Source organism: Pseudomonas sp. S8 (assembly GCF_050473925.1).
Lineage (GTDB): Bacteria > Pseudomonadota > Gammaproteobacteria > Pseudomonadales > Pseudomonadaceae > Aquipseudomonas > Aquipseudomonas parakoreensis.
The window spans coordinates 5,113,726-5,133,013 of the sequence record NZ_JBFDVZ010000016.1 but is presented as its reverse complement, the minus strand read 5'-3'; the positions used below and the strand labels follow the sequence as shown (position 1 = coordinate 5,133,013).

At 60.6% G+C, this 19,288-nt stretch carries 19 protein-coding genes; 13 read left to right on the top strand and 6 right to left on the bottom strand.

What is annotated here, in order from left to right:
• Nucleotides 1-45 precede the first annotated feature (45 nt).
• The 4 genes from AB1J88_RS24315 to AB1J88_RS24300 form a co-directional block, all read right to left on the bottom strand.
• The gene (locus AB1J88_RS24315; RefSeq protein WP_115986843.1) at nt 46-330 is read right to left on the bottom strand and encodes a YceK/YidQ family lipoprotein; all 285 of its coding nucleotides are present in this window, start codon (nt 328-330) and stop codon (nt 46-48) included.
• Complete coding sequence (gene ubiX, locus AB1J88_RS24310) at nt 323-970, bottom strand: flavin prenyltransferase UbiX (RefSeq protein WP_007968137.1); 648 nt, start codon at nt 968-970, stop codon at nt 323-325. The genes AB1J88_RS24315 and ubiX overlap by 8 nt, the downstream gene beginning before the upstream one ends.
• The gene (gene mpl, locus AB1J88_RS24305) at nt 967-2,316 is read right to left on the bottom strand and encodes a UDP-N-acetylmuramate:L-alanyl-gamma-D-glutamyl-meso-diaminopimelate ligase (RefSeq protein ID WP_430292132.1); all 1,350 of its coding nucleotides are present in this window, start codon (nt 2,314-2,316) and stop codon (nt 967-969) included. Before mpl ends, ubiX begins: the two co-directional genes overlap by 4 nt.
• Before the next feature lie 177 nt (nt 2,317-2,493).
• Nucleotides 2,494-4,407 carry a sigma-54-dependent Fis family transcriptional regulator gene (locus AB1J88_RS24300; protein ID WP_222018193.1) on the bottom strand — a complete coding sequence of 638 codons (1,914 nt, stop codon included), beginning with the start codon at nt 4,405-4,407 and terminating at the stop codon, nt 2,494-2,496.
• A 463-nt stretch (nt 4,408-4,870) separates the two neighbouring features.
• Here AB1J88_RS24300 and exaC point away from each other — a divergent pair, with 463 nt between their 5' ends.
• The 13 genes from exaC (at nt 4,871) to AB1J88_RS24235 (ending at nt 16,828) form a co-directional block, all read left to right on the top strand.
• Nucleotides 4,871-6,391, top strand: coding sequence for an acetaldehyde dehydrogenase ExaC (gene exaC / locus AB1J88_RS24295; RefSeq protein WP_047296830.1), 1,521 nt, complete (start codon nt 4,871-4,873; stop codon nt 6,389-6,391).
• 302 nt (nt 6,392-6,693) lie between these two features.
• Nucleotides 6,694-8,064 (top strand): ethanolamine permease, encoded by a 1,371-nt coding sequence (gene eat / locus AB1J88_RS24290; protein WP_041064957.1) that lies wholly within the window; start codon nt 6,694-6,696, stop codon nt 8,062-8,064.
• 163 nt (nt 8,065-8,227) lie between these two features.
• Entirely contained in the window at nt 8,228-9,622 is a 1,395-nt protein-coding gene (locus tag AB1J88_RS24285) for an ethanolamine ammonia-lyase subunit EutB (RefSeq protein WP_430292131.1), read from the top strand.
• A gap of 5 nt (nt 9,623-9,627) precedes the next feature.
• Nucleotides 9,628-10,452: an ethanolamine ammonia-lyase subunit EutC gene (gene eutC / locus AB1J88_RS24280; RefSeq protein ID WP_430292130.1), complete on the top strand. Its 825-nt coding sequence runs from the start codon at nt 9,628-9,630 to the stop codon at nt 10,450-10,452.
• A gap of 114 nt (nt 10,453-10,566) precedes the next feature.
• Nucleotides 10,567-11,028: a GNAT family N-acetyltransferase gene (locus AB1J88_RS24275; RefSeq protein WP_007958617.1), complete on the top strand. Its 462-nt coding sequence runs from the start codon at nt 10,567-10,569 to the stop codon at nt 11,026-11,028.
• Nucleotides 11,029-11,303: 275 nt separating this feature from the next.
• Entirely contained in the window at nt 11,304-11,954 is a 651-nt protein-coding gene (locus AB1J88_RS24270; RefSeq protein ID WP_041064947.1) for a DedA family protein, read from the top strand.
• A 4-nt stretch (nt 11,955-11,958) separates the two neighbouring features.
• Nucleotides 11,959-12,771 carry a zinc-dependent peptidase gene (locus tag AB1J88_RS24265; protein ID WP_430292129.1) on the top strand — a complete coding sequence of 271 codons (813 nt, stop codon included), beginning with the start codon at nt 11,959-11,961 and terminating at the stop codon, nt 12,769-12,771.
• 112 nt (nt 12,772-12,883) lie between these two features.
• Nucleotides 12,884-13,411: an inorganic diphosphatase gene (gene ppa, locus AB1J88_RS24260; RefSeq protein ID WP_008052339.1), complete on the top strand. Its 528-nt coding sequence runs from the start codon at nt 12,884-12,886 to the stop codon at nt 13,409-13,411.
• Nucleotides 13,412-13,634: 223 nt separating this feature from the next.
• Nucleotides 13,635-14,381 carry a S24 family peptidase gene (locus tag AB1J88_RS24255; RefSeq protein ID WP_108183918.1) on the top strand — a complete coding sequence of 249 codons (747 nt, stop codon included), beginning with the start codon at nt 13,635-13,637 and terminating at the stop codon, nt 14,379-14,381.
• 441 nt (nt 14,382-14,822) lie between these two features.
• Nucleotides 14,823-15,062: a type II toxin-antitoxin system RelB/DinJ family antitoxin gene (locus AB1J88_RS24250; protein WP_222018145.1), complete on the top strand. Its 240-nt coding sequence runs from the start codon at nt 14,823-14,825 to the stop codon at nt 15,060-15,062.
• Nucleotides 15,052-15,348: a type II toxin-antitoxin system RelE family toxin gene (locus tag AB1J88_RS24245; RefSeq protein WP_123588860.1), complete on the top strand. Its 297-nt coding sequence runs from the start codon at nt 15,052-15,054 to the stop codon at nt 15,346-15,348. Before AB1J88_RS24250 ends, AB1J88_RS24245 begins: the two co-directional genes overlap by 11 nt.
• A 469-nt stretch (nt 15,349-15,817) precedes the next feature.
• Entirely contained in the window at nt 15,818-16,378 is a 561-nt protein-coding gene (locus AB1J88_RS24240) for a hypothetical protein (RefSeq protein ID WP_430292128.1), read from the top strand.
• 15 nt (nt 16,379-16,393) lie between these two features.
• Nucleotides 16,394-16,828 (top strand): hypothetical protein, encoded by a 435-nt coding sequence (locus tag AB1J88_RS24235; protein ID WP_097089354.1) that lies wholly within the window; start codon nt 16,394-16,396, stop codon nt 16,826-16,828.
• Nucleotides 16,829-16,851: 23 nt separating this feature from the next.
• Here AB1J88_RS24235 and AB1J88_RS24230 read toward each other — a convergent pair whose 3' ends face one another.
• Together AB1J88_RS24230 and AB1J88_RS24225 are read right to left on the bottom strand one after the other, a co-directional pair.
• On the bottom strand, nt 16,852-17,664 hold the full coding sequence (locus tag AB1J88_RS24230) for a YfaP family protein (protein WP_430292127.1): 813 nt from the start codon (nt 17,662-17,664) through the stop codon (nt 16,852-16,854).
• A gap of 3 nt (nt 17,665-17,667) precedes the next feature.
• A complete protein-coding gene (locus tag AB1J88_RS24225; protein ID WP_430292126.1) occupies nt 17,668-19,287 on the bottom strand; it encodes a DUF2300 domain-containing protein in 1,620 nt (539 codons plus the stop codon).
• Nucleotide 19,288 lies beyond the last annotated feature (1 nt).

The window sequence follows — 19,288 nt, the reverse complement described above, 5'->3', positions numbered from 1 at the left end:
GGCGCTGCGCACCCCATCGGGGATAAATCCCCTCGCCACACTCCCCTACAATCCACCCGTCGCCTGAAACCCAACGCCGATCACGGTCAGCAACGACAGCGGCAACAGCAGCGTATCGAGCAACGCACTCGCCGGCAGGTCCACCCCCGGATAACTCGGCGCCTCAGCACCGAAGCGATCCATCGCACAGCACCCGCCATTCATCGCATACAAATCCAGGCGCGTCCCGGAATACACCACTGGCGCGCCCGGTTTGGCTGCATCCAGCGTGCGCGCGGTGGCGCAGCCGGCCAGTTGCAGCGCCAGCACAATCGTCAGCAGCTTATTCATCGCTGCTCAGATGATGCTCGCCCCAACGCGGCAACATGTCCTGTGGAATGCCCAGCAGATTGAGAATCCGCGCGACGACGAAATCGATCAGGTCGTCGATGGTCTGCGGCTGGTGATAGAAACCCGGCGAGGCCGGCAGGATGGTCACGCCCATGTTCGACAGCTTGAGCATGTGTTCCAGATGAATGCTCGAATACGGCGCCTCGCGCGGCACCAGAATCAACTGGCGACGCTCCTTCAAGGTGACGTCCGCTGCGCGTTCGATCAGATTGTTGCAGGCACCGGTGGCAATCGCCGACAGGGTACCGGTGGAACACGGCACCACAACCATCGCCGCTGGCGCGCCGGAGCCCGAGGCCACCGGCGACATCCAGTCTTCCTTGCCGTACACACGGATCTGTCCGGCGGCGGCCCCGGTGTACTCGGTGAGGAACGCCTGCATCATTTGCGGCTTGGGCGGCAGCGTGACATCGGTCTCGGTGGCCATCACCAGTTGCGCGGCCTTGGAGATCAGGAAGTGCACTTCACGATCTTCGCGCACCAGGCAATCGAGCAGGCGCAAACCGTACTGCGCGCCGGACGCGCCGGTCATCGCCAGCGTGATGCGTTCCGGGCCGCCGCTCTGGGCAAAAGTGTTCATTTCAGGGCCTCGGCGAGCTTGCCGTGCAGGCCACCGAAGCCGCCGTTGCTCATGATCACCACGTGGGTGCCGGGTTGCGCCTGGCTCTTCACGCGTTCGATGATGCCTTCGAGCGAATCGCTGACAATCGACGGCACGCTGCACAGTGCCGCGGTGGCTGCCAGATCCCAACCGAGGTTGGCCGGCGCATACCAGATCACCTGATCGGCATCGACCACGCTGTCCGGCAGACCGTCACGGTGCGCGCCGAGCTTCATCGAGTTGGAGCGCGGTTCGATGATCGCGATCAGCGGTGCGTCGCCGATGCGCTTGCGCAAACCATCGAGGGTGGTGGCGATGGCCGTCGGGTGGTGGGCGAAGTCGTCGTAGATGGTGATGCCGCGCACTTCGGCGACCTTCTCCATTCGGCGCTTGACGTTCTTGAACGCGCTCAAGCCGGCGATGCCCATCGCAGGCACCACGCCGACATGCCGCGCCGCGGCCAGAGCAGCCAAAGCGTTGGCCACGTTGTGCTGGCCGGTCAATTCCCATTCAACAGTGCCTTGGGACTCACCTTCGAACATCACTTCGAACGCCGAGCCGTCGTCCTTGAGCAACTTGACCTGCCACTGACCGCCGGCACCGGTGGTTTGCACCGGAGTCCAGCAGCCCATTTCGATCACGCGCTGCAAGGCCGGCTCGGTGGTCGGATGGATCACCAGACCTTCACTCGGAATAGTCCGCACCAAGTGGTGGAACTGCCGCTCGATGGCCGGCAGATCGGGGAAGATGTCCGCGTGATCGAACTCAAGGTTGTTGAGGATCGCAGTGCGCGGACGGTAGTGGACAAACTTCGAACGCTTGTCGAAGAAGGCGCTGTCGTACTCGTCAGCCTCGATCACGAAGAACGGCGTACCGCCTAGACGGGCCGACACCGAAAAATTCTGCGGCACGCCGCCAATCAGGAACCCCGGGCTCATGCCGGCGTGTTCCAGCACCCAGGCGAGCATGCTGCTGGTGGTGGTCTTGCCGTGCGTACCGGCCACCGCCAGCACCCAGCGCCCTTGCAGCACGTGATCGGCCAGCCATTGCGGGCCGGAGACGTACGGCAGGCCTTTGTTCAGCACATATTCCACCGCCGGGTTGCCGCGCGACATGGCATTGCCGATCACCACCAGATCCGGTGCCGGATCGAGCTGGGCCGGGTCGTAGCCTTGGGTCAGCTGAATGCCCTGGGCCTCAAGCTGCGTGCTCATCGGCGGATAGACGTTGGCGTCGGAGCCGGTCACGTGATGGCCCAGCTCTTTGGCCAGAACCGCCATCGAGCCCATGAAAGTCCCGCAGATACCCAGAATATGAATGTGCATAGTCGACCTCGTAAAACATGGCCGCAGGTTAGCGCAGGGAGGGGGAAATCGCACTCTTTAGCTGATCACCATCACCCCACCTGTAGGAGCTGACGAGTGCAACGAGGCTGCGATCTTTTGATCCTGTAAAGAACAAGATCAAAAGATCGCAGCCTTCGGCAGCTCCTGCGGGGGGATTTATGCGGTTCGGGCGATACCGTGTTTACGCAGCTTTCTGTAGAGGGTGTTGCGGCTGACCCCGAGCTGCTGCGCGGTCTGGGTCATGTGCCAGCGCGTTTGCTCCAGCGCATTGAGCAACGCCAGACGTTCGGCGTCCTCCAGCGGATGCTCGGACTCAGCCGCCCTCAGCTCCAACGGCGGGCGCGCCTGGCGAATCATCGCCGGCAAATCGTCCAGCCCGATCCGCCCTTCATCGCACAACGCCGCCAGCGTGCGCAGAACATTGCGCAACTGCCGCACGTTGCCCGGCCAGTTGAACGCCAGCAACGCCTGACGGGCCGCCTCGTCAATCACGATTGTCTCGCCGCCAGCCTCCTCGGCCAACAGGAAATCCAGCAACTGCGATTTATCACTGCGTTCGCGCAGCGCCGGCAGCGCAACTTCGAGGCCATTGAGCCGGTAATACAGGTCTTCACGGAAGCTGCCGTCTTCGACCCGCTCCAGCAGATGGCGGTGCGTGGCGCTGATGATCCGCACGTTGACCGCCTCCGGTTCGCCGCCGATCGGCACCACCTGCCGGTCTTCCAGCACTCGTAACAACCGGGTCTGCAACGCCAGTGGCATGTCACCGATTTCATCGAGAAACAAGGTGCCGCCATCGGCCTGCTGCAACTTGCCGCGCATGCCATCCTTGCGCGCGCCAGTGAAACTGCCACCGCGATAACCGAACAGCTCGCTCTCGATCAGGCTCTCGGGGATCGCCGCACAGTTGAGGGCGACGAAGGCTTTGTTGGCGCGCTGGCTGGCGTGATGCACAGCTTTGGCGAAGGCCTCCTTGCCTGAGCCGGTTTCGCCATTGATCAGCAGCGGCACGTCGCGCTCGAATACCCGCAGCGCCTTGCGAAAATCCGCTTGCAGCGCGGCGTCACCGAGGCAGATGCCCGCCAGTGGCTGAGCTTTGGCCACGACCGGGGCCGGCATGATCTTCGCCGGTTTGCGCGACTCGCCACGCAGCAAGGCAAACAGATGCCGCCCATCGCGGGTGCGCAGCGGCCAACTGGCGCTGGCATTGGCGCTGGCACGACCGAGCAGTTCATCCAGCGAGCAATCGAAAAACGCTTCCACCGGCTTGCCGAGCAAACCACCGCGAATATGCCCCAACAGGTTCAGCGCACTCTGGTTGACCGCGCTGATCCGCCCTTCGCCGTCAAACGCCAGCAGCCCTTCGCTGAACAAGCCGACGGATTCGGCCTGCAGATGAAAACGCAGCAACCACTGGTTATCGAAGCAACGCAGGAAATAGCAGCTCTCGATCATCTTCGCCGACAGATTGACCAGCGCCATGGTGTGGAACTGGCTCTGGCGCGAAACGTCGTGGCGCGCCGAGGATACGTCGAGCACCGCCAGCAATTCGCCGTGCGGGTCGAACACCGGGCTCGCCGAGCAGGTCAGGCCGGTGTGGCGACCGCGAAAGTGTTCGTCCTGGTGGATGGTCAGCGCTTGGCGCTCGACCAGGCAAGTGCCGATGCCGTTGGTGCCTTCGCAGGCTTCGCTCCAGTCGGCGCCGAGCCAGAGCCCGGCACGTTCGAATATCTTGCGCTCGGCGGGTGCGGTGACGCAGTTGAGGATCACCCCGCGCGCGTCGGTCAGCAGCACCGCATGACCGGCGCCGGACAGTTGTTGATGCAGGCTGCTCATTTCATTGCCGGCGATTTGCAACACCTGTTGCAGACGCTCGCGGCTTTCGAGGACGCGTCCGTGTTCGAGCACCGTAGGCGCCATGGTCAGGGCCGGATCGAGGTGGTAGTCCTCAAGACAGCGCAGCCACGAGCGGGCAATCGACGGATCGGCACCCGGCCCGTGCAGGTGCGGCTTGCCCTGACTGACGGTGAGAACCTGCTGGGCATGGCGACTCAAATGGTTGTCGTGCATTTCTTATTATTCTCCCCGAGATCAGTGCCGCCTCTTTATTGGCTGGCACATACCTTGTGGTGAGGGGATTTATCCCCGATCGGCTGCGCAGCAGTCGTAAATCCGGCATACGCGGTGAATCTGAGTCGCCACAATTTTTTATTGGGGCTGCTTCGCAACCCATCGGGGATAAATCCCCTCACCACAAGGGTGCATCTGGGCGATTGGCAGTCAGCATCCTCCAGCCATCGACGCATTGCAATGCTGGCAAGACCAGCCGGTCACAGGCTGTGCCAAAAGCGGTACAAACTGTCACCCCCTCTGTACCGAAACCATCACAGGCTGCGTCCGCCCGTCCGACACAAACCACGCAAGGCCTTGATTTGCCTGCCCTGCGCGGCAATGGCCCGACCTTTGCTCTACGCTTATAGCAAGCGCACTTGCGCGTTTCTCTAATAAGTACAAAGCCAAGGAGAACAACATCATGCGTTACGCTCACCCCGGTACTGAAGGCGCCAAAGTCTCGTTCAAGAGCAAGTACGGTAACTACATCGGCGGCGAGTTCGTCGCGCCTGTCAAAGGTCAGTACTTCACCAATACCTCGCCAGTGAATGGCCAGCCGATTGCCGAATTCCCCCGCTCCACTGCCGAAGACATCGACAAGGCACTGGACGCCGCCCACGCCGCTGCCGACGCGTGGGGCGCAACCTCGGTGCAGGCGCGCTCGCTGATCCTGCTGAAAATCGCCGACCGCATCGAGCAGAACCTCGAAACCCTGGCGATCACCGAAACCTGGGACAACGGCAAAGCCATCCGCGAAACCCTCAACGCCGACATCCCGCTGGCGGCCGACCACTTCCGCTACTTCGCCGGGTGCCTGCGCGCCCAGGAAGGCAGCGCGGCCGAAATTGACGGCAACACCGTGGCCTATCACATCCATGAACCGCTGGGCGTGGTCGGCCAGATCATCCCGTGGAACTTCCCGCTGCTGATGGCTGCGTGGAAACTCGCCCCGGCACTGGCCGCCGGCAACTGTGTGGTGCTCAAACCTGCCGAGCAGACGCCGTTGGGCATCTGCGTGCTGATGGAGTTGATCGGTGATCTGCTGCCACCGGGCGTGCTCAACGTGGTGCAAGGTTTCGGCAAAGAAGCCGGCGAAGCACTGGCCACCAGCAAACGCATCGCCAAGATCGCCTTCACCGGCTCGACCCCGGTCGGCTCGCACATCATGAAATGCGCCGCCGAGAACATCATTCCTTCCACCGTGGAACTGGGCGGCAAGTCGCCGAACATCTTCTTCGAAGACATCATGCAGGCCGAGCCGAGCTTCATCGAGAAGGCTGCCGAAGGTCTGGTGCTGGCGTTCTTCAACCAGGGCGAAGTCTGCACCTGCCCGTCCCGTGCCCTGGTCCAGGAATCGATCTATGACGAATTCATGCAAGCGGTGATGAAGAAAGTCAGCCAGATCAAACGCGGCGACCCGCTGGACACCGACACCATGGTCGGCGCTCAGGCGTCCGAGCAGCAATTCGACAAGATCCTGTCGTATCTGGAAATCGCCAAGGGCGAAGGTGCCGAACTGCTGACCGGCGGCCAGGTGGAAAAACTCGAGGGCAATCTGGCGACCGGCTATTACATCCAGCCGACCCTGCTCAAGGGCACCAACAAAATGCGCGTGTTCCAGGAAGAAATCTTCGGCCCGGTGGTGAGCATCACCACGTTCAAGGACGAAGCCGAAGCCCTGGCGATCGCCAACGACACCGAGTTCGGCCTCGGCGCCGGTCTCTGGACCCGCGACATCAACCGCGCCTATCGCATGGGCCGCGCGATCAAGGCCGGTCGCGTGTGGACCAACTGCTATCACCTGTACCCGGCGCACGCCGCGTTCGGCGGGTACAAGAAGTCCGGCGTCGGTCGTGAAACCCACAAGATGATGCTCGATCACTACCAACAGACGAAAAACCTGCTGGTGAGCTACGACATCAATCCGTTGGGCTTCTTCTAAAACCCGGGGCAACACAAATGTTTCTGTGTTGCCCTCCCAATAGCTATCGCTGGCAAGCCAGCTCCCACAGGGATCTTTGCAGATCTCGATAACGGGCACACCACAAATACCTGTGGGAGCTGGCTTGCCAGCGATGGCGTCCTCAATGACACAACACAAGGCCTGGCCGCTCTGGCACGGCACTTGCGTACCCGTCATTCAGGTTTTGCAAAAAAACTGCCGCTGCGTGAACAGCTTCCATCCACCTCAACCGCTGCACCCGAAAGTCCAACAGATCGAACAATAAAAAACAGAGAGGACTTATGACTTCCACCACACAGCTCAAACCCACACTCGGCACCTTGCACCTCTGGGGCATTGCCGTCGGCCTGGTGATTTCCGGCGAATACTTCGGCTGGAGTTACGGCTGGGGCACGGCCGGCACCCTCGGATTTCTGGTCACGGCGCTGATGGTCGCGACCATGTACACCTGCTTCATCTTCAGTTTTACCGAACTGACCACCGCGATTCCCCACGCGGGCGGGCCGTTTGCCTACAGCCGCCGAGCGTTCGGCGAAAAAGGCGGGTTGATCGCCGGCATCGCCACGCTGATCGAATTCGTCTTTGCCCCACCGGCGATTGCCATGGCCATCGGCGCTTACCTCAACGTGCAGTATCCGGGACTCGACCCGAAAATCGCGGCGGTCGGCGCGTATTTCGTGTTCATGACCCTGAACATCCTCGGTGTCAGCATCGCCGCCACCTTTGAACTGGTGGTCACTGTGCTGGCGGTCGCTGAATTGCTGGTGTTCATGGGCGTGGTTGCGCCGGGCTTCAGCTTCAGTAACTTCGTACTCAACGGCTGGTCGGGCGCCAACGAGTTCACACTGGGTTCGATCCCCGGGATCTTCGCAGCGATCCCGTTCGCCATCTGGTTCTTCCTCGCCATCGAAGGCGCGGCCATGGCCGCCGAAGAAGCCAAGGATCCGAAACGCACGATTCCCAGGGCTTATGTCAGCGGCATTCTGACTCTGGTATTCCTCGCCATCGGCGTGATGGTGATGGCCGGCGGTGTCGGCGACTGGCGCCAGCTGTCGAACATCAACGATCCACTGCCGCAGGCGATGAAAGCGGTGGTCGGCAACAACTCCTCGTGGATGCACATGCTGGTGTGGATCGGCCTGTTTGGCCTGGTGGCGAGTTTCCACGGGATCATCCTCGGCTACTCGCGACAGTTCTTTGCCCTCGCCCGCGCCGGTTACCTGCCGAAAAGCCTGGCCAAGCTGTCGCGCTTCCAGACCCCGCACAGGGCGATTCTGGCCGGTGGTGTGGTTGGCATCGCGGCGATCTACAGCGACGGCCTGGTCAACCTGCAAGGCATGACCCTGACCGCCGCGATGATCACCATGTCGGTGTTCGGCGCAATCGTGATGTACATCATCAGCATGCTCAGCCTGTTCAAACTGCGCAAAACCGAACCGAACCTGGAACGCACCTTCCGCGCCCCGGGCTACCCGGTGGTGCCGGCGATTGCGTTGTTTCTGGCGGTGGTGTGCCTGGTGGCGATGGCGTGGTTCAACACGCTGATCGGCTGCGTGTTCCTCGGCTTCATGGCCGCTGGCTACCTGTACTTCCAGCTGACCGCCAAACAACGCGCCGACGCCCCGGCAGACGCTATGCTCGAAGGTATCTGACTGCCTTATAAAAGTGCACAGCGCCCATCCAGGCGCTGTGCTGGAACCCTGTAGGAGCTGCCGCAGGCTGTGATCTTTTGATCTTGTTTTTAGAAAATCAAAGTCAAAAGACCGCAGCCTGCGGCAGCTCCTACAGGGGGTTTATCGTTTACAGGAGGATATTGTGGCCGCATTTGCCCATTCCGTCGGCGCCCAGACCTATCGCTTCGACAGCCTCAAGGACGTCATGGCCAAAGCCAGCCCGGCGCGCTCGGGAGACTTCCTGGCTGGCGTTGCCGCGCTCAACGACGGTGAACGCGTGGCCGCGCAAATGGCGCTGGCCGACATCCCGCTCACGCATTTTCTGCAGGAAGCGCTGATTCCCTACGAAGCCGATGAGGTCACCCGACTGATCATCGACACCCACGACAAACAAGCCTTCGCCGTGGTCAGCCACCTCACCGTCGGTGGTTTCCGTGACTGGCTCCTCAGCGATGCGGCGGACGAAACCAGCCTGCGCAAGCTCGCCCCCGGCCTGACCCCGGAAATGGTCGCCGCCGTGTCGAAAATCATGCGCGTGCAGGATCTGGTGCTGGTGGCGCAGAAGATTCGCGTGGTGACGAAGTTTCGCGGCACCCTGGGCTTACGCGGACGCCTGTCGACCCGCCTGCAACCGAACCATCCGACCGACGAGCCGTCCGGCATCGCCGCGAGCATTCTCGACGGCCTGCTGTACGGCAACGGCGACGCGATGATCGGCATCAACCCAGCCACCGACAGCATCGCCTCGATCTGCGCGATGCTGGAGATGCTCGACGCGATCATCCAGCGTTACGATATTCCGACTCAGGCCTGTGTGCTGACCCACGTCACCACCTCGATCGAAGCGATCAATCGTGGTGTGCCGCTGGATCTGGTGTTCCAGTCGATCGCCGGCACCGAAGCGGCGAACGCCAGTTTCGGCATCAACCTCAATGTATTGCAGGAAGGCTATGACGCGGGGCTGAGCCTGAAGCGCGGCATCCTCGGGCAGAACCTGATGTATTTCGAGACCGGTCAGGGCAGCGCGCTGTCGGCCAACGCCCACCACGGTGTCGACCAGCAGACCTGCGAAACCCGCGCCTACGCCGTCGCGCGGCACTTCAAGCCGTTTCTGGTGAACACCGTGGTCGGCTTTATCGGCCCGGAATATCTGTACAACGGCAAGCAGATCATCCGCGCCGGCCTCGAAGATCATTTCTGCGGCAAGTTGCTCGGCGTGCCGATGGGTTGCGACATCTGCTACACCAACCACGCCGAAGCCGATCAGGATGATATGGACACCTTGCTGACGTTGCTCGGTGTCGCCGGGATCAACTTCATCATGGGCATTCCCGGTTCCGACGACATCATGCTCAACTACCAGACCACCTCGTTCCACGATGCGCTCTACGCCCGTCAGACTTTGGGCCTGAAACCGGCGCCGGAGTTCGAGCAATGGCTGGCGAACATGGGTATTTTCACCCAAGCGGACGGCAAGGTTCGCTTTGGCAACAACCTGCCGCCGGCCTTCCGCCAGGCGCTGGCGCAACTGGGATGAATGTGATGGAAAAACCGCCTGTGGACCCGCAAAACCCGTGGCTGGAGCTGCGTCGCCTGACCCCGGCGCGCATCGCTCTGGGCCGCACCGGTACCAGCCTGCCAACCCGCGCCCAGCTGGATTTCCAGTTCGCCCACGCTCAGGCGCGGGATGCGGTGCATCTGCCGTTCGATCATGCCGGGCTCAGCGCGCAACTGCGCGAACGCGGGCGCGACAGTTTGTTGCTGCACAGCGCGGCGACCGATCGCGACAGCTACCTGCAACGTCCGGATCTGGGGCGCAAGCTCAGCGACACCTCGGCGCAGGCCCTGCGTGAGCACGCGCAGGCCAATCCCGGCGGGGTCGACGTGGCGATTGTGGTGGCGGACGGTTTGTCGGCGCTGGCGGTGCATCGCCATACCTTGCCGTTTCTGACCCGTCTGGAGGAGCAGATGAGTACCGACGGCTGGTCACTTGCCCCCGTGGTGCTGGTGGAACAGGGTCGAGTGGCCATCGGTGACGAGATCGGTCAGTTGCTGGGCGCAAAAATGGTCGTGATGCTGATCGGCGAGCGTCCGGGCCTCAGCTCGCCCGACAGCCTCGGTGTGTATTTCACCTACAATCCAAAAGTCGGGCTGACCGATGCTTATCGCAATTGCATCTCCAACGTGCGGCTTGAGGGCTTGAGCTATGGCATGGCGGCGCATCGCTTGTTGTATCTGATGCGCGAAGCCTGTCGGCGGCAGCTGTCGGGGGTCAATCTGAAGGACGAAGCGCAAGTGCAGACGCTGGAGTCGGATACCGGTGCGGACATGAAGGGAAACTTCCTGCTTGATCCACCCGCAACCTGAACCGTTTCCGCATTGCGTTTCTGCGCTGCTTTAAGGCAGGATCGAAGCACGGCCGCAGGGTTTCCCATCGCCGTCAGAGCAGTTGAAGACAGCCACTTGAAGACGAGACCTATCATGCGGATTATTCAAGCGACCCTCGAACACCTGGATTTGCTGACCCCGTTGTTCGTCAAATATCGCGAGTTCTACGGTTCCCTGCCTTACCCGGACTCCTCCCGCGCGTTTCTCGAAAAACGCCTGCGACGCAAGGAATCGGTGATTTATCTGGCCCTGGCCGATGATGACGACAAGAAGTTGATGGGTTTCTGCCAGCTGTATCCGAGCTTTTCCTCGCTGTCGCTCAAGCGCGTGTGGATTCTCAACGACATCTACGTCGCCGAAGATGCCCGCCGCCAACTGGTGGCCGACAACCTGATCCGCACCGCGAAGAAAATGGCCAAGGAAACCCAGGCCGTGCGCATGCGCGTGTCCACCAGTGCTGACAATGAGGTGGCGCAGAAAACCTATGAGTCCATCGGGTTCAAGGAAGACACCGAGTTCAAGAACTACGTGTTGCCGATCAGCGACGAGCTCTGAAATCAAAAGATCGCAGCCTTCGGCAGCTCCTACAGGGATAACGCATTCCAAAGGTAGGAGCTGCCGAAGGCTGCGATCTTTTTAGCCCCTCCCGTCATTCCTGACAATTCATCACACCCCGACATCCCTCGCTACAAAACCAACGCGCTTTTCACCTCTCAGACCGTATAATCCCGAGCTTTCCGGCTTGTAAGAAAAACTACACCCCGCTGTAGGCTTACACCCGAATCATCCGCACAGGCCTGCCGAGTCGGGCCGCTACCACAGGTGCCCCCATGGATTTCAACCCGCTCGACCTTATCCTGCATCTCGATGTGTACCTCGATTTGCTGGTCACCAACTACGGGCCGTGGATCTACGCGATTCTGTTCGCTGTCATCTTCTGTGAAACCGGTCTGGTGGTGATGCCGTTCCTGCCGGGTGATTCGCTGTTGTTCATCGCCGGAGCGGTGGCGGCGGGCGGTGGCATGGATCCAGTCCTGTTGGGCGGTCTGTTGATGCTCGCGGCGATCCTCGGCGACAGCACCAACTACGTGATCGGACGAACGGCGGGCGAAAAACTGTTCAGCAACCCGAATTCGAAAATCTTCCGTCGCGATTACCTGCAAAAAACTCACGATTTCTACGACAGGCACGGCGGCAAAACCGTGACCCTGGCGCGTTTCCTGCCGATCATCCGCACGTTTGCACCGTTCGTCGCCGGCGTAGGGAAAATGCCTTATCCGCGTTTCTTCGCGTTCAGCGTGTTCGGCACCGTGCTGTGGGTCGGCGGTCTGGTGACCCTGGGCTATTTCTTCGGCAACGTGCCGTTCATCAAAAAGAACCTGTCGCTGCTGGTGGTCGCCATCATCTTGCTGTCGCTGGTACCGATGATCATCGGTGTGGTGCGCAGCCGTTTCGGCGGCGCCAAAGTCGAAACCCACTGATCCGATGTGGTCACTGAGCGCCTGGCGTCGCCGGCGCATTCTGGCCAGGCACCCGATTGCCGACGACCTGTGGCAACGGGTGCGCCATCACCTGAGTTTTCTCGACGGCATCAGTGCCGCCGAAGACCAGTGGCTGCGTGAAGCCTGCGTCCTGTTCCTCGAAGAAAAACACCTGACCGCCCTGCCCGGTGTCGAACTGCATCAGGAACAACACCTGCTGCTTGCCGCCCAGGCCCAGTTGCCGCTGCTCAATCTCGGCGACTTGAACTGGTATCAGGGTTTCCACGAAATCGTCCTTTATCCCGATGACTTTCTCAGCCCGCAACGCCATCGCGATGCCAGCGGTGTCGAGCACGAGTGGGACGGTGAACACAGCGGCGAAGCCTGGCAACAGGGCCCGATCATCCTCGCCTGGCCGGGGGTGATGGCCAGTGGTGGCTGGGAAGGCTACAACCTGGTGATCCACGAACTGGCGCACAAGCTCGACATGCTCAATGGCGACGCCAACGGTCTGCCACCGCTGCACGCCGACATGCGCGTCAGCGACTGGGCCGAGGTCATGCAACACGCCTACGATGACCTCAACCGCCAGCTAGACCGCAACCCCGACGCCGAAACCGCCATCGACCCGTACGCCGCCGAAAACCCGGCGGAGTTCTTCGCGGTCACCAGCGAATACTTTTTCAGCGCCCCGGATCTGCTGCACGCGGCCTATCCACAGGTCTACTTGCAACTGCAGCTTTTCTACCGGCAGGATCCGTTGGGCAGGCTGCGGCAACTTCAGGCCACAGACCCGGTCTATCAGGCGCACGCGTAAGCGCTGCACGACTTCTGGTACGTGGCGTCGGCGTAGGAATATGCCTATAATCGCCGCCACTTTTTGGTCAATCCGGCCAAGTGTTTTTGGTCAACTACGGGGGCAACGCCCAATGAGCTACAGCAAGATTCCGGCTGGCAAAGACCTGCCGAACGACATCTACGTCGCGATCGAGATCCCGGCCAACCACGCGCCGATCAAATACGAAATCGACAAAGACAGCGATTGCCTGTTCGTTGACCGTTTCATGGCCACCCCAATGTTCTACCCGGCCAACTACGGTTACATCCCGAACACCCTGGCTGACGACGGTGATCCCCTCGACGTGCTGGTTGTGACCCCTTACCCGGTTGCTCCAGGCTCGGTGATCCGCGCGCGCCCAGTCGGCATCCTGAACATGACCGACGACGGCGGCGGCGATGCCAAAGTCATCGCAGTGCCACACGACAAGCTGTCCCAGCTGTACGTCGACGTGAAGGAATACACCGACCTGCCACCGCTGCTGATCCAGCAGATCGAGCACTTCTTCGCGAACTACAAAGATCTCGAAAAAGGCAAGTGGGTCAAGATCGAAGGCTGGGCTGGCGCTGACGCCGCTCGCGACGCGATCACCAAGTCGGTTGCTGCCTACAAGGGCTAAGCACCTGCTGACTGCAAGATGCCTGAAGAAAACCCCGGTTGATCCGGGGTTTTTTGTGCCTGAGCAATGGCGTTTTAAACAGTGTGTTTATCACGGACTACAGAAAAGTTTCGAAGTGAGTGATTTCCCACAAGCACGTCTTACATCCAGTCGCAAAATACAGCCTTTTTTTGAACACCCGGTTTATTCAAACCGCTCTGGCACGGCCGTAGACTCGGTGTTTATGAGAAAGAACACTAGCGGTCCAAGATTCAAGGCACTCCTGGAAGCAGCGAACATCACCACCACGGGATTCGCAAAGTTCTGGGGCACGGAAGCCCAAAACATTCATAACTGGTACACCCGGGGCGTCCCGGCGTATCGCATGGAGGAAGTCTCACGCCTGCTCTCGGTCAACAGCGAGTGGCTGAAGACCGGTGAAGGCAGCAAAGAGTCACCGCGCCTGCAAACGCCTGCCAGCAACGGCGACACCTTTGATGCCGAGGCCATCCGCGGCGTCTACACCGTCATCGACCCCAGGGACATCGAACTGCCGTTTTTCAAGGAAACGCCGATCACCAACGGTGCTGGCAAAACTCACGTCATCCTCGACCCCGAACAAACCATCCGCCTGCCCCGCGCCCACCTCGACCAACTGGAAATCCGCCACACAGACGCCATCTGCGCACACATGATCGGCAACAGCATGGCCGAGCGCATCGAAGATGGCTCCATCGTCGGCATCGACCGCGGCCTGACCCAGGTGGTCGACGGCGAAATCTACGCCATCGAACACGACGGCATGCTGCGCATCAAATACCTGCACCGCATGCCCGGCAACGCCCTGCGCCTGCGCAGCCACAACAGCGCCGAACACCCGGACGAAATCTTTCGCGCCGCGCAAATCGATGAGCAGCGAATCCATATCCTGGGCTGGGTATTCTGGTGGTCGACCCTGGGCAAACGCCGGCCGGTGGTGCCGTTTCTCTGATCGGATACGACCTTCAACCCTGCACCAAACCCTGTGGGAGCGAGCCTGCTCGCGAAGAGGCCCCGAAAATCAGTACAAATTACGAATTTTGCCCCCCGCGGTGGCTCTATTCCGCACTTGAGACTGGGAATCCCCGACAAAACTCAGTATCCTGCGCCCCACATTTGCGCATTGACCCGCTCCCGCGGCCCAGATGACGCCCGACGCGGCAGACCAACGTCTGACCAAGTCCCACAGCCGGACGCAGATCCGGGTGTACGTTTTGAAGGCTGACGCGGTTTACCAAAAATAAACCAAGCCAGTCCCCGAGAAGCCGGCCACAAGCCGGCTTTTTAATGCCTGAAAGAATGCCAGGCCTACCGTCTGAAACCTGAATTCCCATTTGCCTGGTTCGGTGCCCCCTGCTACCGTAACGACAAACGTCATTACAGGTATTGCATCATGGCCTCCATCAACATCCGCATTGATGATGAGCTGAAACAACGCTCCTTCGCCGAGTTGGAAAAGCTCGGCGTCACACCTTCAGAGCTTCTGCGCCAAACACTTCAATACGTTGCTGATCGGGGAAAACTGCCGTTCAAGACCGCACTTATCAGCGAAGAAGATGAAGCGCTCATTGCCGTTGTTAGCGAACGTCTCGCTTCCCCTCAACGAGTCAAGGTAAGTCTGGATGACCTATAGTCTTGAATTCGATCGTCGTGCTTTAAAGGAGTGGAACAAACTGGGCGATACGGTTCGCCAACAATTCAAAAAGAAACTCCTAGAGGTATTGGAGAGTCCTCGAATAGAAGCCAATCGACTTCGCGAGCTACCGGATTGCTACAAAGTGAAGCTGAAAAGCGCTGGATATCGCTTGATCTACCAGGTGCTTGATCAGGAGATCGTTGTGTTTGTAGTCGCTATCGGGAAACGTGAGCGAGAGGCTGCTTACGAGGCCGCACAGGATCGATTGGAGCCTGAATGCTGATAACTCCACTGTCGGCGCACTGAATTTGTGCAGCAAGCCACTGCACAAATTGATTCCCCCTCACCCTTGGTGCACCTCGGCAACCCAACGCTTGCCACCCCCTCCACACATTGCTAAATCCCACCCAACACCCATACCCTCTGTTTTGCCCGCATGCCCGCCATCGGCCGGAGCTGACAGTTCAGTATGGGCGTGGCGACCACTCGCGAGTCCGGCTACGACCGGTCGCGCCAACTCTCGGAGGCCGATCAGGTGCTATACGGTACTAAAGACCAGAGAAGAAACCGCGTACAAACCCTGCGTTCTTTATACCTGAGCCTTTCGCAAGACTAACCGGACAGTGCCCGCCAGTCAGGCATCGCACTAAGCCATTAGCACATCCGCCCTAATTGCCCCGCGCCCAACCTCACCACTAAATTTCCATTCTGTTTTTGTGCATTACAAAAGCGCCAAGGAATGGAGCAACACCATGTCGTCGTTTTTCAAACTCACTCAATCCGCTGTTCTGCTGACCGCACTCCTGACCGCTACCACTTCAGCCTTGGCGGACGAGCCGAAGCTTGTTGGTGACTGGTGGATCATTTACGGCAACGGTATTCCCCACAAGAACATCATGTATGTCGCCGACAGCACTTCAGTCGTGCCGTCGAAGCAGACCAAGGGGGCCAAGTTGGTCGCCGTGACGCTGGTCTATGAGGAACCCGGCAAACCGATGATCGATGCCTACAACCTCGAAGTTCAGTGTTCGACGAATAAGGTCCGAATGCTCAATGGCCAGTCGGTTGATCGCATCGCTTACATGATGCGCAACTTGAAAGTTAACGACCAATGGCAGCAGCCGAAAGAGTTCTGGGTGCAGCGCACCAGCGAGTTCGTTTGCTCACCTGCCAAAAAGGACATGATCGCGCTGGGCAAGATGGAGTACTTGCAGATGATTCAGGGCCTGCAGCAGATGTTCTTCAAACTGGCGCCGATTCAGGAGAAAGGCCAGATGATGGACAACCTCGACTCGATCCTGGGCAACAAGTAAGCGGCGGGAATCACGATGAACCCATGGACTAAAACGTTATTGGCGCTGCTGATAACGCCCGCCGTTTTGCTGACCAGTGGCTGCCACTTGATTGCCCAGTCGCGCTGGGAAGGACGCGATGTTCAGGAAGCGCTCGATCTGTTCGGCAAACCCGACTCGATGAAAAAACAGACCGGGGCCAACGGCGAGAATCTGGCTGTGCTCACCTGGTACAAATCGTCCAGCTGGACCACCACGGAAGCGGCCGGTACCTCAATGAATCACACCGGCAACGGCATGGTTTACACCGAGTACTACGAGACGGTCGGCCACAGTTCCGATTGCAAACTCGAAGCCACCGTCAATAAGGCGAAAAAGATCGTGCTGTTCAGGATCGAGGACGGAAAGATCATCCACGGCAAGTGCATCAACGTGCCGTTCGTGCCTGGTTATATTCCGCCTGGTTTCTAGTGCAACCCTGAGCAGACTGCTGCTCAGGGATAGCTGAACGACTTCACCAGCGTCAGTTCACCCACCGCCCGCATCGGCACCACAAACGTCTCCATTTTCTCGCTTGGCGTGCCTTCCTCGGTAATCACCGTCACCTGCGCCGTGGTCAGCGGCTGCACCGCCTCTTCCCCGCCTTCATCATCCCCGCGATAACCACCACCGAAGTAGTTCACATACACCAGATACTGGCCCTTGATCGGCGCCGGCATGGCGAAGATTTCCGGGCCATAGCCGGTGGTGACGTCGACGTCGAGGGCGGCGCCGTTGGGTGCGACGCGGTCGCCGTACCAGATGTGCGCGCCGTCGGGGGTGATCAGGTGCAGGTCGAGGTCGGTACCGTCGCTGTCCCACGACAGCAACACGCGCAGTTTGGCCGGGGTGGCGCCGCCGCTGGCGTTGAGGAACTGCGTGCGGTGGCGTTGCTGGCCGTCGGGGCTGCGCACTTCGACGCTGTTGCTGCCGTTGGGGAAGGAAAACGGGCGGTCGAAGCGGCCGCTGTCGTCGACTTTCAGCGGCATGCTGACGCCGTTGACGATCAGTCGCCCAGGCTCCTTGCTCTTGGGGGTGGCTTTGATTTCGCCGCTGATGCGCGCGGTGTTGGCTTGGCCGACCGGGGTGTTGACCGAGGAGGCCGGGTAGTTGACGGTCTGGCGGAAGTTCTCGCCTTCGCCCTCGGGCGCGCCCGTGCGCCAGCCGCCGACCGGCGTGTCGAGTGTGACGCTGTCGGCGGCCATTGCCATCGGCAACGCATGGAACGCGCAGAGCAACAGCAAGACCTGTGGATAACGGAGTGTCATGGTCTATTCCAGCAAGAGGTGACGGGCGAGCCCTTCGATGTAGGTTTCATCCTGGCCATTGGGATGTGATTCAAAGGCCAGGTGCAGATATTCGTGAGTCAGGTCGAGACGATCCTGCAGCGTGAGCACGCCGCGCACGTAGATGCGCTGGCGTTCGCGATCGACGAACGGGCGGCCGAACGCCAGTTTGCACACGGCGAAGGTGCTGACTTCGTTGTAGCCGGTTTCGCTTTCCAGCGTGGGACGCCAGCCGCGACGCTGCTTTTGCAGCCAGTCTTGCGCGGCGGGCAGTGCTTCGCAGGAAGCGACCGGGTTGTCCCAACGGCTGAGGCTCGCGCGCGGATAGGCGTGCAGCAGAATCGCGTCGAATCGCTGACCGGCATTGGCCTGCTCGACGGCCTGTTGCCAGGCCAGTCTGTCCGGGCCGGGCTGGTCGGAGTGATAGGTGACGGTGCTGCCGGCCAACACCAGATCCGCGGTCCATGCGGCGATGTTGCGCGACTCGGCGGAGGCCGGACGCGGAGCGACGCGCTGACGGTTGCTGCTGTCGTCGATGCTCAGGCAATCGCCGTTGCGCGTGGCGTTTTGCAACAGATAGGTGCGGATCGCCACGGCCAGCGCTTTGGCGGCTTCGGCGGGTTCGGGTTTGGCTTCGCGTTCAAGAACGCGGGCAACGTATTCTTCGCGATCAAGTCTGGCGACCAGTTTGTCGTTGAGCAGAAACAGTTCGCCGCCGCTGTGGATATCCAGCGCATTGCCGTTGGCGAATTCGACGCGGTAGTTGCCCTGCAAGGGCCCGGAACCAGCGACGCGCTCACCCGACAGGACTCGCGAAAGCGGATAACGCGAGAACAGTCCGACCTCAACACAACGCCCTGCTTCCGCCGGCCAGGAAGCAGGCAGCACCGTCGCCAACGCCTGCCCGTGATGGCGCAAAACCATCTGACTGGTGCCACGCCCACCGGCCCAGATCGGCGAGCCGTCCGCCGTCCAACCGGCGAAACCGCCCTGGCGCGATTGCGGATCCTGATCGCCGAGCCAGCTCCAGGTTTTCACCCGCAAGCGCCCGCCCAGCTCACCGACGACATTGCCGTCCGCCGCGTTCAGCACGACGTCGAGCAACACGCGGCGCATCTGCTCCTGTGCCGGCAGCAACGACAACACTTTCAGCAAATCAGCCACGGAAACCCGGGTAGCCGGTTGCACGCCTGGCAAATCCAGCAACCACGACGGCGCCTGCCGCGCCTGCCAATAGGTGCGCCAATCGGCAGCAGCGATGCCCAATCGCGCCGGCTCAAAGTACAAGCCGCAGGATTTGACCAACGCCTGATCACGCTCGATCCTGCCGCCCGCCGAACAGCAATAAACCTCGTCCTTCGACTGCCCGCGACATTCATACGCCGGCTCGCGCGCACCGGTATCCACCAGCCACGCATAGACGAACAATTTCCACAGACTGCCCAGAGGCGTATCCAGCGTCGGCGGCAACGGCTCGCGAGCGATCAGTTGCGTCTGATTCAACGCCAGCAACTCGCCCTTGTACGCCAGACGCAGCGGCTCATCCTGCGCCGTCGCCAGCGCAGGCATCACACACATCAGCAGCCACAGCAGCGGCCGGTTCATG